General features: G+C 72.8%; 16 protein-coding genes and 1 tRNA gene. 8 read left to right on the forward strand and 9 right to left on the reverse strand.

The features are described 5' to 3' along the window. Window positions 1-29: 29 nt before the first annotated feature. Complete coding sequence (glmS, locus tag ABZY44_RS08985) at window positions 30-1,847, forward strand: glutamine--fructose-6-phosphate transaminase (isomerizing) (RefSeq protein WP_356651478.1); 1,818 nt, start codon at window positions 30-32, stop codon at window positions 1,845-1,847. A 157-nt stretch (window positions 1,848-2,004) separates the two neighbouring features. Here the strand turns inward: glmS and ABZY44_RS08990 are convergent, their stop codons facing one another. Both ABZY44_RS08990 and ABZY44_RS08995 read right to left on the reverse strand, forming a co-directional pair. Continuing rightward, window positions 2,005-2,571, reverse strand: coding sequence for a GPR1/FUN34/YaaH family transporter (locus ABZY44_RS08990; RefSeq protein WP_356651480.1), 567 nt, complete (start codon window positions 2,569-2,571; stop codon window positions 2,005-2,007). A gap of 99 nt (window positions 2,572-2,670) precedes the next feature. Beyond that, entirely contained in the window at window positions 2,671-3,201 is a 531-nt protein-coding gene (locus tag ABZY44_RS08995) for a universal stress protein (RefSeq protein WP_356651482.1), read from the reverse strand. 474 nt (window positions 3,202-3,675) lie between these two features. Between ABZY44_RS08995 and ABZY44_RS09000 the strand changes: the two genes are divergently transcribed. The 4 genes from ABZY44_RS09000 (at window position 3,676) to ABZY44_RS09015 (ending at window position 6,397) form a co-directional block, all read left to right on the forward strand. Further along, entirely contained in the window at window positions 3,676-3,996 is a 321-nt protein-coding gene (locus ABZY44_RS09000; RefSeq protein WP_356651484.1) for a hypothetical protein, read from the forward strand. Window positions 3,997-4,372: 376 nt separating this feature from the next. Beyond that, complete coding sequence (locus ABZY44_RS09005; RefSeq protein WP_356651486.1) at window positions 4,373-5,545, forward strand: helix-turn-helix domain-containing protein; 1,173 nt, start codon at window positions 4,373-4,375, stop codon at window positions 5,543-5,545. An 80-nt stretch (window positions 5,546-5,625) separates the two neighbouring features. Then, a complete protein-coding gene (gene orn / locus ABZY44_RS09010; protein ID WP_356651488.1) occupies window positions 5,626-6,228 on the forward strand; it encodes an oligoribonuclease in 603 nt (200 codons plus the stop codon). 96 nt (window positions 6,229-6,324) lie between these two features. Further along, window positions 6,325-6,397 (forward strand) — tRNA-His (locus ABZY44_RS09015). 128 nt (window positions 6,398-6,525) lie between these two features. Here the strand turns inward: ABZY44_RS09015 and ABZY44_RS09020 are convergent. Then, window positions 6,526-7,551, reverse strand: a complete 1,026-nt coding sequence (locus tag ABZY44_RS09020) for a LacI family DNA-binding transcriptional regulator (protein ID WP_356651490.1) — start codon at window positions 7,549-7,551, stop codon at window positions 6,526-6,528. A 96-nt stretch (window positions 7,552-7,647) separates the two neighbouring features. Next, a complete protein-coding gene (locus tag ABZY44_RS09025) occupies window positions 7,648-8,481 on the reverse strand; it encodes an NAD(P)H-binding protein (RefSeq protein ID WP_356651492.1) in 834 nt (277 codons plus the stop codon). 104 nt (window positions 8,482-8,585) lie between these two features. On the opposite strand from ABZY44_RS09025, the gene ABZY44_RS09030 reads away from it, so the two are divergent. After that, window positions 8,586-9,095 carry a MarR family transcriptional regulator gene (locus ABZY44_RS09030; protein WP_356651494.1) on the forward strand — a complete coding sequence of 170 codons (510 nt, stop codon included), beginning with the start codon at window positions 8,586-8,588 and terminating at the stop codon, window positions 9,093-9,095. Between the two features lie 48 nt (window positions 9,096-9,143). Here the strand turns inward: ABZY44_RS09030 and ABZY44_RS09035 are convergent, their stop codons facing one another. From ABZY44_RS09035 to ABZY44_RS09045, 3 genes are all read right to left on the reverse strand, one after another. Continuing rightward, complete coding sequence (locus ABZY44_RS09035; protein ID WP_356651496.1) at window positions 9,144-9,446, reverse strand: hypothetical protein; 303 nt, start codon at window positions 9,444-9,446, stop codon at window positions 9,144-9,146. A 214-nt stretch (window positions 9,447-9,660) separates the two neighbouring features. Next, the gene (locus ABZY44_RS09040; RefSeq protein ID WP_356651498.1) at window positions 9,661-11,040 is read right to left on the reverse strand and encodes a HAMP domain-containing sensor histidine kinase; all 1,380 of its coding nucleotides are present in this window, start codon (window positions 11,038-11,040) and stop codon (window positions 9,661-9,663) included. Next, window positions 11,037-11,726 (reverse strand): response regulator transcription factor, encoded by a 690-nt coding sequence (locus ABZY44_RS09045; RefSeq protein WP_356651500.1) that lies wholly within the window; start codon window positions 11,724-11,726, stop codon window positions 11,037-11,039. Before ABZY44_RS09045 ends, ABZY44_RS09040 begins: the two co-directional genes overlap by 4 nt. A 79-nt stretch (window positions 11,727-11,805) precedes the next feature. On the opposite strand from ABZY44_RS09045, the gene ABZY44_RS09050 reads away from it, so the two are divergent. Together ABZY44_RS09050 and ABZY44_RS09055 are read left to right on the forward strand one after the other, a co-directional pair. Further along, on the forward strand, window positions 11,806-12,336 hold the full coding sequence (locus ABZY44_RS09050) for a hypothetical protein (protein WP_356651502.1): 531 nt from the start codon (window positions 11,806-11,808) through the stop codon (window positions 12,334-12,336). A gap of 28 nt (window positions 12,337-12,364) precedes the next feature. Next, the gene (locus tag ABZY44_RS09055; protein ID WP_356651504.1) at window positions 12,365-13,924 is read left to right on the forward strand and encodes an AMP-binding protein; all 1,560 of its coding nucleotides are present in this window, start codon (window positions 12,365-12,367) and stop codon (window positions 13,922-13,924) included. Here ABZY44_RS09055 and ABZY44_RS09060 read toward each other — a convergent pair. Continuing rightward, window positions 13,892-14,764 carry a fused MFS/spermidine synthase gene (locus tag ABZY44_RS09060; RefSeq protein WP_356651506.1) on the reverse strand — a complete coding sequence of 291 codons (873 nt, stop codon included), beginning with the start codon at window positions 14,762-14,764 and terminating at the stop codon, window positions 13,892-13,894. The genes ABZY44_RS09055 and ABZY44_RS09060 overlap by 33 nt on opposite strands. Window positions 14,765-14,798: 34 nt before the next feature. Continuing rightward, window positions 14,799-15,209, reverse strand: coding sequence for a hypothetical protein (locus ABZY44_RS09065; protein WP_356651653.1), 411 nt, complete (start codon window positions 15,207-15,209; stop codon window positions 14,799-14,801). Between the last annotated feature and the right edge of the window lie 175 nt (window positions 15,210-15,384).

The raw sequence follows: 15,384 nt of genomic DNA on the forward strand, positions 1-15,384 counted from the left end.
AACCGAAGCTTCAGGAGGGGTAATACCGTATGTGCGGAATCGTGGGGTACATCGGCAAGCGTGACGTGGCACCGCTGCTGCTGGAGGGCCTTCAGCGACTGGAGTACCGCGGCTACGACTCCGCGGGCATCGTCGTCAACAGCCCGAAGTCCGCGGCCCTGAAGGTCGTCAAGGCCAAGGGACGCGTCCGCGAGCTGGAGTCCCGGGTACCCAAGCGCTTCGCCGGGACCACCGGTATCGCCCACACCCGCTGGGCCACCCACGGCGCCCCGAGCGACATCAACTCCCACCCGCACCTGGACGCCGAGAACAAGGTCGCGGTGGTCCACAACGGCATCGTCGACAACGCCTCCGAGCTGCGCGCCAAGCTGGAGGCCGACGGCGTCGTCTTCCTCTCGGAGACCGACACCGAGGTGCTCGTCCACCTCATCGCCCGCGCCCAGGCCGACACCCTGGAGGAGAAGGTCCGCGAGGCGCTGAAGGTCGTCGAGGGCACCTACGGCATCGCCGTCATGCACGCCGACTTCGCCGACCGCATCGTGGTGGCCCGCAACGGCTCCCCGGTCGTCCTCGGCATCGGCGAGAAGGAGATGTTCGTCGCCTCGGACATCGCCGCGCTCGTCGCCCACACCCGCCAGATCGTCACCCTGGACGACGGCGAGATGGCGACCCTGAAGGCGGACGACTTCCGGACGTACACCACCTCCGGCACGACGACCACCGCCACGCCCGAGACCGTGGAGTGGGAGGCCGCCTCGTACGACATGGGCGGCCACGACACCTACATGCACAAGGAGATCACCGAGCAGGTCGACGCCGTCGACCGCGTGCTGCGCGGCCGGATCGACGACCGTTTCAACACCGTCCACCTGGGCGGCCTGAACCTGGACCCGCGCGAGGCGCGCGGCATCCGCCGGGTCAAGATCCTGGGCTGCGGCACCTCCTACCACGCCGGAATGATCGGTGCGGGCCTCATCGAGGGCCTGGCCCGCATCCCCGCCGACGCCGAGCCGGCCTCGGAGTTCCGCTACCGCAACCCGGTCGTGGACCCCGACACCCTCTACATCGCGGTCTCCCAGTCCGGTGAGACGTACGACGTGCTCGCGGCCGTGCAGGAACTCAAGCGCAAGGGCGCCCGCGTCCTCGGCGTGGTCAACGTGGTCGGCTCCGCGATCGCCCGCGCGGCCGACGGCGGTGTGTACGTGCACGCCGGCCCCGAGGTCTGCGTCGTCTCCACCAAGTGCTTCACCAACACGGTCGTGGCCTTCGCGCTGCTCGCCGTGCACCTGGGCCGCATCCGCGACCTGTCCGTCACCGACGGCAAGCGGATCATCGACGGCCTGCGCAAGCTGCCCGCGCAGATCCAGGAGATCCTGGACGGCGAGGAAGACATCAAGAAGCTGGCCGCCGAGTACGCCGAGGCCAAGTCGATGATGTTCATCGGCCGCGTCCGCGGCTACCCCGTCGCCCTGGAGGCCTCCCTCAAGCTCAAGGAGATCTCCTACATCCACGCCGAGGCCTACCCCGCCTCCGAGCTCAAGCACGGTCCGCTCGCGCTCATCGAGCCGTCGCTGCCGACGGTCGCGATCGTCCCGAACGACGACCTGCTGGAGAAGAACCGCGCGGCGCTGGAGGAGATCAAGGCCCGCAGCGGCCGGATCCTGGCGGTCGCCCACAGCAAGCAGGAGAAGGCCGACCACACCATCCTCGTGCCCAAGAACGAGGACGAGCTGGACCCGATCCTGATGGGCATCCCGCTGCAGCTGCTCGCGTACCACACGGCCCTGGCCCTGGGCCGGGACATCGACAAGCCGCGCAACCTGGCGAAGTCCGTCACCGTCGAATAGCCGGACCGCGGCCGGGCACCCGCCGCGCGCCGGGCCCGACGGCCGCACACACGAAAAGACCCCCGGGGATCCTCCGGGGGTCTTTTCACACGGGCGCGCTCTCACACGTCGGTGCGCCCGCGCCCGCGCCGTCAGCCCGCGCCGTCAGCCCGCGCCGTCAGCTCGCGGTGACCGCCCCGCGCGAGCCCCTGCCGAGCGCCATCGGCCAGCTCGCCAGAGCCGCGGTGGCTCCGTACCAGGCCAGCAGCCCGGAGAGGGCCGCCACCCAGCCGGCCGCCTTGGTCAGTCCTCCGCTCTCGGCGAAGGTGCCGATCGCCAGGAGCAGGAGGGAGAGGGTGAGCAGGCCGTACACGCCCTGTCCGAACAGACCGCCCGACCCGGCGGCCGTGAGGGACAGCGCGAGCAGGGCGAACAGGACGAGGAAGAGTCCGGCCGCGTGCGGCGAAACCTTTCCGTCGGCGCCGTTGGCCCAGGTGAACCAGAAGGCGCCCAGGCCGGCGAACGCCGTGCCGTTGAAGCCGTCGCCGCCCCGGAATTCGAGGACTCCGAGGACGAACAGGGCGAGGCCGCCGAGGAAGGTCGCGAGCGACACGGAGTCGGCCACGGTCACACCGTCGATGATCCCCGTGTGGCCGATACCGAACGCGAGAAGGGTGAGACCCAGGGCCATGTGCCCGAGGGTCGAAGTCGAGGCCGTGCTTCCCGCAGAGACACCATTGTCCACGGCGGGCTCCCTTCGATCTGCAGTTGTTTGCTGCGTCCCAGCAGCATTTATCTACCCCTTACAACGGGGTTCACAACCACACAATCGACATACGGTCGGTTACGGGATGACAACAACCGGTCGCTGGGCCCGCTTGGCCAGCCGGCCCGCCACCGATCCGAAGATCCGGCCGACGATCCCGTGCGTGGAGCCGACCACGATGGCGTCCGCCGAGTACTCCCGGCCGACCTCCTCCAGCTCGTGGCAGATGTCCCCGCCCCGTTCGACCAGGATCCACGGCACCTCGGAGAGGTAGTCCGCGCACGCGAGCTCCAGGCCCAGCACCTCGGTGCGGTGGTCCGGCACGTCCACGAAGACCGGAGGCTCGCAGCCGGCCCACACGGTGGTGGGCAGCCGGTTGGCGACGTGGACGATGATCAGTCCGGATCCCGAGCGGCGGGCCATACCGATCGCATACGCGAGGGCGCGCTCACTGGAAGTGGATCCGTCGAAGCCCACCACGACGCCGTGCCGGAAGGCCGGGTCGCAGGGATGACGTGGTTGTTCCACCGCGCGCAGGTCGGCCGACGCAGGGTCGGCGAGGCGTTTGCGCTTGCGGTCCGCGGGTTCGGAGAATTCGTGACCGGCCATGGATGTCTCGGCGGAGAGGTCCTCAGGGGAAGGGACAAGGCGGCGGGGCGGCAGTAGGCGGAAGCGACGATTCGAACAGTGACGTTTCTGGAAATGGCGACTCAGTGTGACCGAGGTCTGCCCGGGAAGCATCTTCCCAAGCCCGTACCCCCAGGGTACGGCGACACTCCTGTGCTGCCCAGGGCTTGCCGCCCCTGGAGAGCGTCCAAGGGAGCATGCCGCAGCGGCGCCCCCTTGGCAATGGCCGCTGCCCCCTACAGCCAGTGACGAGCAACCCCCGCCCAAGGCACGTGCACCCGTGCGCGCAGTGACCGAGCCGCGCCGCCCGCCGTTGGACAGGAGTCCGACCGTCCAGGAAGAGCCCGCAGGGAGCACGCCGTGCCCGGTCATCCGGTTCACCCCGTCCAGCCCGCTCAGTCGCCCGCTCGGCCGACGCAGTCCGTCCACCTCCCCCCGCCCGCGCTTCACCCGTCCGTGCAATCCGCGAAGCACTCCCACGAGGACCCCGCGGGTGACGTGGTGCGCTGGGCCGCCTTCAGCTGCCTGCTCGTCCCCGTGGTCCTCGTCGTCTACGGCACCTCCTTCGGCGGGGCGGCGGTGGCCACGCTCGGCCTGGCCGCCGTCACGGCCGCCTGCCGGGTGCTGCTGCGCCACTCGGAGAAGGCGGCGCGGAGCATGATGCCGGTCCGCTCCGAGGACCGAATGCCGCCCGCCCAGCGTGGCCGGCATTCGCGCGCCGGGGCCGGATCCCACCGCGGATGTCAGGGTTCCGGCGGGATGTCCCCTCACGACTGACGGTTTCGCACATCCACACCCGCATGTTTTCAGCCAACTTCCCGGCAGGTCACCCCCCTTGCCGGAATGTCCCCCCACCCCCCTCACCCTCTGCGACCCCCATGCCGGAGGGGGCCTTTGACCCTATGGGTACTGGCCATGGCCGGACAGCACGCTTCCCACGCGGCTGGCGGAGTGGAACGCTTCCTGATCGAATGCTTTTCGCCAAGTTGCCAAGTCGACATAGCGCTGCGTGCTGAACTTGTCACGCCGACACCACGGGACGCAGTAGATTCGATCATGTATTTACGGCGGGGGATCCACGTGCAAGGCCGAGGGGAAACGTGCAGGTGCGACCAGACCAAGGAGTCGCGACACCCAAGGGGGGCTTAGCGCCATGAGCCAGGATTCCACCGCCGTCATCGCGGACGGCAGGAAGCTCGCGGGGCGTCGCCGCAGGGAGATCGTCGCGGTGCTGCTCTTCAGCGGCGGGCCGATCTTCGAGAGCTCCATTCCACTTTCCGTGTTCGGCATTGACCGGCAGGACGCGGGAGTTCCACGCTATCGACTGCTCGTGTGCGCCGGGGAGGACGGTCCGCTGCGGACCACCGGCGGACTCGAACTGACCGCGCCGTACGGGTTGGAGGCGATCGCCCGGGCGGGCACGGTCGTCGTTCCCGCGTGGCGTTCCATCACTTCCCCGCCGCCGCCGGAGGCGCTCGACGCGCTGCGTCTGGCGCACGAGGAGGGGGCCCGGATCGTCGGACTGTGCACGGGGGCCTTCGTGCTCGCCGCCGCCGGTCTGCTGGACGGCCGGCCCGCGACGACGCACTGGATGTACGCGCCGACGCTGGCCAAGCGCTACCCGTCCGTCCACGTCGATCCGCGCGAGCTGTTCGTCGACGACGGCGACGTGCTGACGTCAGCGGGCACCGCGGCCGGAATTGATCTGTGCCTGCACATCGTGCGCACGGACCACGGCAGCGAGGCGGCCGGGGCCCTGGCCCGCAGGCTCGTCGTTCCGCCGCGCCGCACGGGTGGCCAGGAGCGCTATCTCGACCGGTCACTGCCGGAGGAGATCGGCGCCGACCCGCTGGCCGAGGTCGTCGCCTGGGCGCTGGAACACCTCCACGAGCAGTTCGACGTGGAGACGCTGGCGGCGCGCGCCTACATGAGCAGGCGCACGTTCGACCGGCGGTTCCGCTCGCTCACCGGCAGCGCACCGCTCCAGTGGCTGATCACCCAGCGGGTGCTCCAGGCACAGCGGCTGCTCGAGACCTCCGACTACTCGGTCGACGAGGTCGCCGGACGCTGCGGGTTCCGCTCGCCCGTCGCCCTGCGCGGGCACTTCCGCCGGCAGCTGGGGTCCTCTCCGGCCGCCTACCGCTCGGCCTACCGGGCCAGGCGCCCGCAGGCGCCGGACGTGGCCCAGGTGACCCAGCTGTCGGATTCACCGGTTCCGCACCAGCGCGCTCCTCAGCCCCAGCGGGCCGCGGCGGCGCTGGCCGCCGCCGGTCCCACGGTCACGGAGCTCTACTCCCCCGGCCGGGTCCTGCGCGAGCACGCGTAGCACCGCGAGGGCACTGCTCGGAGGAGGTCCCCCGCATCGGCGGTCACCGATGCGGGGGACCTTCCGCATAAGGTGGGCGCATGAACGATCGCATGGTGTGGATCGACTGCGAGATGACCGGGCTCTCGTTGACGGACGACGCACTTATCGAGGTGGCCGCACTGGTCACCGACTCGGAGCTCAACGTGCTCGGCGAAGGCGTGGACATCGTGATCCGCCCGCCGGACGCGGCCCTGGAGACCATGCCCGACGTGGTGCGCGAGATGCACACCTCGTCCGGCCTGCTCGAAGAGCTGGCCGGCGGGACCACCCTCGCGGATGCCGAGGCGCAGGTCCTGGCCTACGTACGGGAACACGTGAAGGAACCCCGCAAGGCCCCGCTCTGCGGAAACACGGTCGGCACCGACCGCGGTTTCCTACTGCGCGACATGGCCGCACTGGAGGGGTACCTGCACTACCGGATCGTGGACGTGTCCTCGATCAAGGAGCTGGCGCGCCGCTGGTACCCGCGCGCGTACTTCAACAGCCCCCCGAAGAACGGCAACCACCGGGCGCTCGCGGACATCAAGGAGTCCATCGCCGAGCTGCGCTACTACCGGGAGGCGGTCTTCGTGCCGCAGCCCGGACCGGACTCGGACACGGCGCGCACCATCGCCGCCAAGCACGTGGTCCCCGGCGCGTAGTACCCACCGGAGGGCGGCGCGGCGAAAGGGGGGAGCGAGCACCCTCCCGGACCCTGTACGCTTTTCTTCGGCCGGTCGGTTTTCCGACCGGACATGGTGGGTGTAGCTCAGTTGGTAGAGCACCTGGTTGTGGTCCAGGTGGCCGCGGGTTCAAGTCCCGTCACTCACCCTGCGAGAGGGCCTCGTTCCGCGGAAGCGGAGCGGGGCCCTTCGCCTTTCCCCCGGGTTTCCCCCGGTGCTCCCTTTTCGTACGGTGCTTCGCCGCCCCGCCCCGGGCTGCGAAGCTCCAGAAGAGGCTCACGAGGACTCCCGGACCACCAGCTCTGTCGGGACCACCACGGCCGTGTCCCCTTCCTCTCCCGCTATCCGCGCGAGCAGCAGCCGCGCCATGGTCCGGCCCATCTCCTCGACCGGCTGGCGCACGCTGGTCAGCGGCGGGTCCATGTGCCGGGCGATCACCGAGTCGTCGAAGCCGACCAGGGCCACGTCCTGCGGGATCCGGCGGCCGGCCGCGCGCAGCTCGCGGCGGGCGCCGGCCGCCATCACGTCGGAGGCGGCGAAGACCGCGTCGAGGCCGGGGCGGCGCTCCAGCAGCGCGCGCATCGCCCGGCGGCCGCCCTCCTCGGTGAAGTCCCCGTCCGCGATCAGCAGCTCGTCGGCGGGATGCCCGGCGTCCGTCAGGGCCTGCCGGTAGCCGTCGAGGCGGCACCGGGCGCCGTACACGTCGAGCGGTCCGGTGATGGTGGCTATCGTGCTCCGGCCCCGGTCCAGGAGGTGGCGTACCGCCCCCGCCGCGCCCGCGAGGTTGTCGGAGTCCACCCAGGGCAGCGTCTCGGCGGCGGAGCGGCGCCCGCTGAGGACGGTCGGGATGCCCAGCTCCTCCAGCAGCTCGGGCAGCGGGTCCTGGGCGTGGACGGAGACGAGGAGCACCCCGTCGACCCGGTGGCCGGAAAGGTACTGCGCGAGGCGGCGGCGCTCCCGCTCGTTCCCGGCCAGGGTCAGGACGAGCTGGACGTCGGTCTCGGCGAGGGTGGCGCCGACTCCGCGCACGACGTCGGAGAAGTACGGCTCGGTGAAGAAGCGGGCTTCGGGCTCGGGGACGACGAGCGCGATGGCGTCGTTGCGGTTGGCGGCCAGCGCGCGGGCGGCCCGGTTGGGCACGTAGCCGAGCTCGGACACGGCGGCCTCGACGGCGGCCCGCGTGTGCCCGCTGACCTTCGACGAACCGTTGATCACCCGAGAGACCGTGCCGCGGCCGACTCCGGCGCGTGCCGCGACCTCCTCCAGCGTCGGCCGTCCCCCACTGCGCGTCTGCCCGCTCATGTCGTCCTCCCGGTCGTGAATCTACCCCCGCACCCCCGCTCGGGCGCCACCCTTGCGCGGGCCCGGCCGGGACCGGCGGCCCGAGGCGCCGACGCGTCAGGCGCGGAAGGCGTCGGCGTGGTCCGCGGACCAGGTGGCGAAGGTGCGGGGCGCATGGCCGGTGAGCCGTTCGACCGCGTCGCTGAGGTCCACCGGGAGGCCGTCGGTGGAGGCCCAGAAGTCGAGCAGGGCTTCGGCGTACGGACCCGGTATGTATCCGTCGACCTCGGCCTTCCACTGCTCGCGGGAGACGGTTTCGAAGGGTATGGGACGGCCGACCACCTCGCCCAGTATGTCCAGTTGGGCCGTGAAGGTCAGCGACTGCGGGCCGGTGAGGGTGTACGCGCGCCCACCGAGCGACGGGTCGGTGAGGACGGCCAGGGCGGCCTCGGCGATGTCGGCTTCGTGGACCGGGTCACAGAAGGAGCCCGGATAGGGCAGGTGGACGGGCCGGCCGGACTTCAGCGGCCAGGCCCAGGCGAGGGCATTGCTCGCGAAGGACCCGGGGCGCAGCAACGTCGTGCGCAGCGGGGATCCGAGAAGGGCCTGCTCGACCGCGAGGTGGGAGGCGGCGAGCGGGCTGTCGGCGGCCCCGGGGCCGAGCACCGAGGAGGAGGACAGGAGCACCACGTGCTCGACGCCCGCGGCGACGGCCTCCTTGACGAAGGCGTCGACGGCGGCGGACTCGGCGTAGAGGAAGACGGAGCGGATCCCGGCGAGGGCGCCGGGGAACGTGGCGGGATCGGTGAGGTCGCAGTGGACGGTCCCGGGTTTGTCCGGCTCGCGGGAAGCGAGGCGGTGGGGTACGCCGCGGGCGCCGAGCAGGGCGGAGAGGCCGCGGGCGACGGCGCCGCGGCCGCCGGTGACGAGGATCTCGGGGGTCTGTGACATGAGAGGTGCTCCCTGTTCCTGATGAGTAGACTAGGTACGTGACGCAGACTCTGCGTTACACATTCTCTGCGTCACACAGATAAATTTGGAGCACGGAGAGCCCGATGTCAACCGATAACCCTCGTTCGAGTGATGAGTGGACCCGCGCCGAGCTGCTCGCACGCATCGTCACCGAGAGCCAGCGGCACTACGCCGACTACACGCTCTTCAATCTGGCCATGGCCGACCACGTCGGCCTGCACCCCACCGACATGCAGTGCGTCGCCCTGCTCGACATGGAGCCGGAGCCGGTCAGCACCGGCGACATCGCCCGTCTCACCGGCCTGACGTCCGGCTCGGCCACCCGGCTCGTCGACCGCATGGTCAAGGCCGGCATCGTCGAGCGCCACGCCGACCCGAAGGACCGGCGACGCTCCCTCGTCGCCCTCGCACCCGCCGCCCGCGACCGGATCGGCGCCGCCTGGGAGACCCCCGGCCGCGCTTTCGGGGCCGTGCTCCAGAGCTACTCGGACGCCGAGCTCACGGTCATCGCCGACTACCTGCACCGCGCCGCCGAAGTCGGCCGCGCCCAGGCGAAGCGGCTGAACTCGGGCTCGGACGAGGACACCGCCTGACCCCTGGACGGTGCCCGCCCCCGAGGCCGTCCCGCGCGGGGCCGGTGCTCAGCCCGGCGAGGACCCCATCGCCGTCAGCGCCTTCGTCAGGTCCTCGGCGTTCATGACCGGAGCGACCTCGACCTCGGCGTTGAACTGCGTGAACAGGTCCGCCACCAGCGGCGGCAGCTGCGCGCTGTCCTGCAGGTCGAAGACGATCCACCAGGACCGGACGCCTTCGTGGAGGCCGAAGTAGGCGGCCTCCGGCTTCACGGCTGCCATGAAGTCCTTCATCGCCGCCGTGAGGGCGCCGCTCTTGATGCCCTCGTTCGTGGCGGCCGTGTCGAGATGGGCCCTGAGCATGACTCTCATGCGTGGCTCCTTTCGTCACGGCCACCCTGAGCGGGGGCGCGGACGGCGGCAACATCTCCGCCTCCGTCCGGGCGGGCACGGCTCCGGGCGACTGCGCCGGGCGCGTGCGGATTCCCGCGCGGACACCGCCGGCCCCGCGCCGGGGTCATCGACATAGGGGCGTAACCGGGCGCGCGGCGCGCCCCCGGCCGTTTCCCCTCACGCCGGCCGCCCTTCAGGTGCCCCGTCCCTTGCGCCGGCTGCGCCGCCCCTCGCCCCGCAGGCCCTGCGCCCGCCCGTCCAGCGCGATCCACACCCGGACCTCGGTACCGCCGAGCACCGAACGCCCCAGCCGCACGTCGCCGCCCGTCGACTCCGCGACCCGCCGCACGATGTCCAGGCCCAGGCCCGTCGAACCGTCGCGGCCGCCGTCGTTGCCCCGGCGCAGCGCCGCGTCCGGGTCCGAGATCCCCGGCCCGGCGTCCGAGACGAGCACGATGACCGCGTCCCCGGCGTCGTGGACGTCCACCGCGAAGGGGGTGCCCTCCGGGGTGTGCCGGAAGACGTTGCCGAGCATCGCGTCGAGCGCGGCCGCCAGCTCCGGGCGGCCCACGGGGATCCGTACCGTGCGGTCGACGCCCGCGAGGCGTACCTCGCGGCCCTCGTCCTCCGCCAGCGCCGACCAGAAGGCCATCCGGTCGCGGATCACCTCGGAGGCGTCGCAGCCGGCGCCGGCTCCGCCCGTGGCGGCGGCGGGCGCGCGCTGCTCGCGCGCCGTCCGGATGATCGTGTCGACCTCTCGCTCCAGCTGTTCCACGGCCGCCCGCGTCTGTTCCGCCGCCGGACCGTCCCCGAGGGAGGCCGCGTTGAGCCGCAGCACCGTCAGCGGCGTCCGCAGCCGGTGCGAGAGGTCGGCGGCCAGCTCCCGCTCGTTGGCGAGGAGTTCCATCACCTGGTCCGCCATCGAGTTGAACGCGACGGCCGCCGAGCGCAGTTCCTTGGGCCCGTCCTCCGGGACCCGCGCCCCCAGCCGCCCCTCGCCCAGCCGGTGCGCGGCGTCCGCGAGCCGCTCGGCCGGCCTCACCAGGCGGGCGCCGAGCCGGTCCGCGACCGCCACCGACCCCACGATCAGGGCGAGGCCGACCCCGGCGAGGATCAGCCAGGCGGTGGCCACGCCGTTGCTGAGCTCGCTCTCCGGCACGTGGATCTCCACGACCGCGATGTCCCCGGAGCCGAGCGCGATGGGCTGGAGCAGCGCGGAACCGCCCCCCGACACCGACACCGTGGCGGCCCGGCCCATCTCCCGGGTCCGGGTCACGGCCTGCCGGCCGGCCCAGCCGTCGCCGATGTCCACGCGCGGGCTGTCGCCGACGGCCGGGACGTGCACGGCCATCCGCCGCGCGGCGCCCATCTGTGTGGACTCCACGGCCTTGCGCAGCTGCACCGGGTCCGTGGTGATGGAGAGGGTCGGCCCGATGGTCGCGGCCTGCCGCTCGGCGTTGGAGAACGCGCGGTCGCTGGCCATCTCCTGGACGACCAGCCCGAGCGGTACGGCGAAGGCCACGACCACCATGGCGGTGACCGCGAGGCACACCTTGACCAGCGCCCACCTCACGCCGGCGGCTCCAGCTTGACCCCCACACCCCGCAGCGTGTGCAGGTAGCGCGGGCTGGCGGCGGTCTCGCCGAGCTTGCGGCGCAGCCACGACAGGTGGACGTCGATGGTCTGGTCGTCGCCGTACGACTGCTGCCAGACCTCGGCGAGCAGCTCCCGGCGGGCCACGACCACGCCCGGCCGCCCGGCGAGGAAGGTGAGCAGGTCGAACTCCCGCCGCGTGAGGTCCAGTACGGCCCCGTCCAGTTCGGCCTGGCGGCGCAGCGGATCGATGGCGAGGCCGCCGACCCGCAGGACCCGGGAGGGCGGTTCCACGCCTGCCGCGGAACGGGCGCGGCGCAGGACGGCGGCCATCCGGGCGGAGAGGTGCTCCACGGAGAAGGGCTTGGTCAGGTAGTCGTCGGCGCCGTCGTTGAGCAGCCGGACGATCTCCGCCTCGTCGTCGCGGGCGGTCGCGATGATGACGGGCACGTCGGTGATGCCGCGCAGCATCTTGAGCGCCTCCGCCCCGTCCAGGTCCGGCAGCCCGAGGTCCAGGATCACCACGTCGAAGCGGTGGTGCGCGACCTCGCGCAGGGCCTCCAGGGCGGTGCCGACGCTGCGCACGGTGTGCGAGGCCTCGGTCAGGTGCCGGATGAGGGCGGAACGTACGAACTGGTCGTCCTCGACCACGAGCACACTAGCCATGGCCCGCACCGTAGCCCATTCGGGGGACCCCCAGGGGTGCCGGGACGCGTCTGAGACGGGTGGTGCAGTATGTCCCCCGATGCGACGAGGACTTGCACATGCCGGGGCGTGGACGCTGGCGACCGGGGCGGCGGTGACGCTGTCCTGGTGGGGCGTGCACACGGTCATGTCCGGTACGGCGTACGATCCGCCGCTCGCGGTGCCCCTGACCACGCAGCCGCTCTCGTCCTCCACCCACGAGGCGCAGCCGACGCCGGACGAACCCGCGCCGTCCCCCTCGCCGTCACAGGACTCGCCCTCCCCCTCCGCTTCCCTCTCGCCCTCCGCCGCCCGGCCCCCGGCGCCGTCCGCGTCCTCCCCGCAGCCGTACGGGAAGGGGTCCGGGGGCGAGCAGGTGAAGTCCTACAGCGTCTCCGGCGGCCGGGTCGTCTTCGATCTGCACGACTCCACCGCCGATCTGGTGTCGGCGACCCCGTCGGCCGACTGGCGGATGCAGGTGTGGAAGCAGGAGTGGTGGATCCGCGTGACCTTCACCCGTGACGGCCGCGAGGTGTCGGTGTTCTGCACCTGGCACGACCACCCGCCGCTGGTGGAGATCGTCGACCCGTAGTCCCGTGCCGTACGGATACGGTCATCCCATGAACGGCGCCGCGCGGTACGTCACGGACCTGATCGACGCCTGCGAGCGGTACGGGGACCGGCCCGCCCTCGGGTCCGGGCCGTGGGTGCTCACGTACGCCGAGGTGCTCTCCTGGACGTACCGGCTGGCGGGCGCCCTGGAGGGGCTGGGCGTGCGGCGCGGCTCGGGGCTGGCCTGCGTGTCGGCGGGCAGTCCGCCCCCCGCCCTGCTCGTGCGGCTGGCCGCGCACGTGCTGGGCGCGCGGCTCACCCAGGTGTGCGTGGGCCCCGCCACCCACGGCCTCGGCCTCCTCCTACGGGACTGCGCGCCCTCCCTGGTGGTCCACGACACCCCGGTACCGCCGGGCCCGGGCGCCCGCATCGGCCTGGCCGGACTCCTCGAGCTGGCCGCCGCCCGCCCGGCCCTGCCGGTTCCGGTGGCGGCGCGCGACGAGGACGTGGCCCGGGTGACCTACACGGGCGGCACGACGGGACGCCCCAAGGGGGTGGCCTCGACGTTCGCCTCGATGGCCGCCCGGACCGCGACGCGCCGCGAGCCCGGCGGCCCCGGGGCCGGCGACCTCGGCGGCCCCGGGCCGGCGGTGTTCGTGTCGACGGGCTCGCTCTCCCAGCGCTCCGGCGGCCGCTGCCTGGAGCAGCTGCGGGCGGGCGGCCGCTCGGAACTCCTCCATCCCTTCGGCGTCCGGGAGTTCGCCGAGGCCTGCCGACGGCTGGGGCCCGCGTCCACGTACCTGACACCCGCGGCGCTCTACCGGCTGCTCGACGACCCGGCGACCGCGGACGGCGTCCCCGGCCTGGTCCAGGTCTCCTACGGCGACTCCCCCGTCCACCCGGAGCGGCTGCGCCGGGCGCTGACCCGCTGGGGCCCGGGGGTGCGCTGGAGCCAGGGGTACGGGATGAACGAGGCGGGCGTGCTGTGCCGGCTGTCACCGGCGGACCACGACGCGGCGGCCGCCCACCGTCCCGAGCTGCTCGGCTCCGTCGGCCGGCCCGTGCCCGGGGTGGAGCTGGAGGCCCGCGGTGCAGAAGGGGCCGCCGTCGCGCCGGGTGCCACCGGGGAGGTGTGGGTGCGGTCCCCGATGGTGATGGCCGGCTACCGGAACCTGCCCGGCCTGACGGCGCGGGTGCTGCGGGACGGCTGGTTCCGGACCGGGGACGTCGGCCACTTCGACGACGACGGCTACCTGTACCTCGACGACCGGGTCAAGGACGTGGTCATGGTGGGCGGGGAGAACATCTACTGCGGCCCGGTCGAGGCGGCCCTGACCCGGCACCCCGCCGTGGCCGAGGCGGCCGTGGTGGGGCGGCCCGACGACGTCACGGGGGAGGCGGTGTGCGCCTTCCTCGTCGCGGCCCCCGGGCACGCCCCCACGGAGGCGGCGGCCGCCGAGGCCTGCGCGCTGGTCGTCCGGGAGCTGGCGCGGGACCACCGGCCGACGGCGGTGTTCTGGGAGACGCACCTGCCGCTGACGGACCGGGGCAAGCCGGACAAGCGTCGGCTGCGGGCGAGGGCGGCTGCCCCGCGCTCAGCGGAAGACGGACGGCGGGGGCTGCGGTGAGGCCACCGCCGAGGCGTCCGAGACCGGAGCGGCGCCGCCGGCGAAGTCGGTGAGGGCCCGGCCGTGTTCCACCCGGCCCGGGTGCGGGTCGCTCGCCACGCGGCGGGTGAACTCGGCGAACGGGAGCTGCCGGTCGGCGGCCACCAGAACGGCGTTTCCGAAGCGCTTGCCCCGCCACACCACCGGGTCGGCGGCCAGCGCCAGCTCCGCGAACCGGGACGCGGCCGTCGCGATCTGGCCTCGCAGGTGGGAGAGCGGCGGACCGTCCGCGAGGTTCGCCACGTACCAGCCGCCCGGCGCGAGCGCCCGGCGCACGTCGTCCAGGAACTCCGCGCTCGTCAGGTGCGCGGGGGTGCGGGCGCCGCTGAACACGTCCGCGATCACCAGGTCCGCCCAGCCGTCCGGGACCTTGGCCAGGCCCGCCCGTGCGTCGGCCGCCCGGACCCGGACCCGCGCCTGCGGGTCCAGCGGCAGGTGTGCGCGTACGAAGGCCACGAGCCCCGCGTCGATCTCGACGATCTGCTGCGTCGAGCGGGGGCGGGAGGCGGCCGTGTAGCGCGCGAGGGTGAAGGCTCCGCCGCCGAGGTGGAGCACGTTCAGGGGCTGCCGGGCGGGCGCGCAGAGGTCGATCAGGTGTCCGATCCGGCGCTGGTAGGAGAAGTCCAGGTACCCGGGGTCGTCCAGGTCCACGTGCGACTGCGGGGCTCCGTCGACGAGCAGGGTCCAGGCGCGCGGCCGCTCCCGGTCGGGCTCGAGCGCGGCCCGCCCGCCGTCCACCTGCCCGACCACCGTCCCGGAGGTGTCGCGTCCGCGTCGCTTGTCCTTGCCCTTGCCTGCCACCCGCCCATTATGGCTGGTCAGGACGGGGAGGGGTTCAGCGACAGTTGTCCGCGGCCTCGATCAGCCGGGCCGCCTCGCCGAGCGCCGCGCGCAGCACCTCCGGGTCGGTGACCGGCTCGACGGCCTCCGGGGGGAGCAGCCAGCCGGTGTCGCCCGCGGTGGGCGAGGCGTCGCCGAAGCGCATGCCGCGCCCGTTGGTCTGCGTACAGGCGCTGCCCGGCAGGTCCCAGGCGTCGGCCGTGCCGGGCGGGACGAGGAAGCCGAGGGTGCTGCCGGAACCGTCGTGCAGGACCGGCCCGACGCCGCACGCCTGGCTGGCCTGGCCGGCGGCCCGGCGGATGATGTCGACGGCTTCCAGCCCCTGCCGGGTGGGCACGGTGACCAGATCCGGGGCTCCGGCGATCAGGAGGGCGCCGGGCGCGGACGCCGGGGGCTCGCCGGTCATCAGCGGCACGCCGGTCGTCAGCGGCGCGCCCAGCGCGGTGTCCGTTCCCGTGCTCTCCATGCCGGCCTCCACCAAGGGAACCCCTCCTCGATCCGCGTACGACCCTCACGGGAAGGGCGGGAACCCAGAAAGGTTCCTCCCACTCCGCATGGGTTCAACGCGCGGGAACGTCAAC

The sequence above is a fragment of the Streptomyces sp. NPDC006544 genome, assembly GCF_040611715.1.
Taxonomy (GTDB): Bacteria; Actinomycetota; Actinomycetes; order Streptomycetales; family Streptomycetaceae; genus Streptomyces.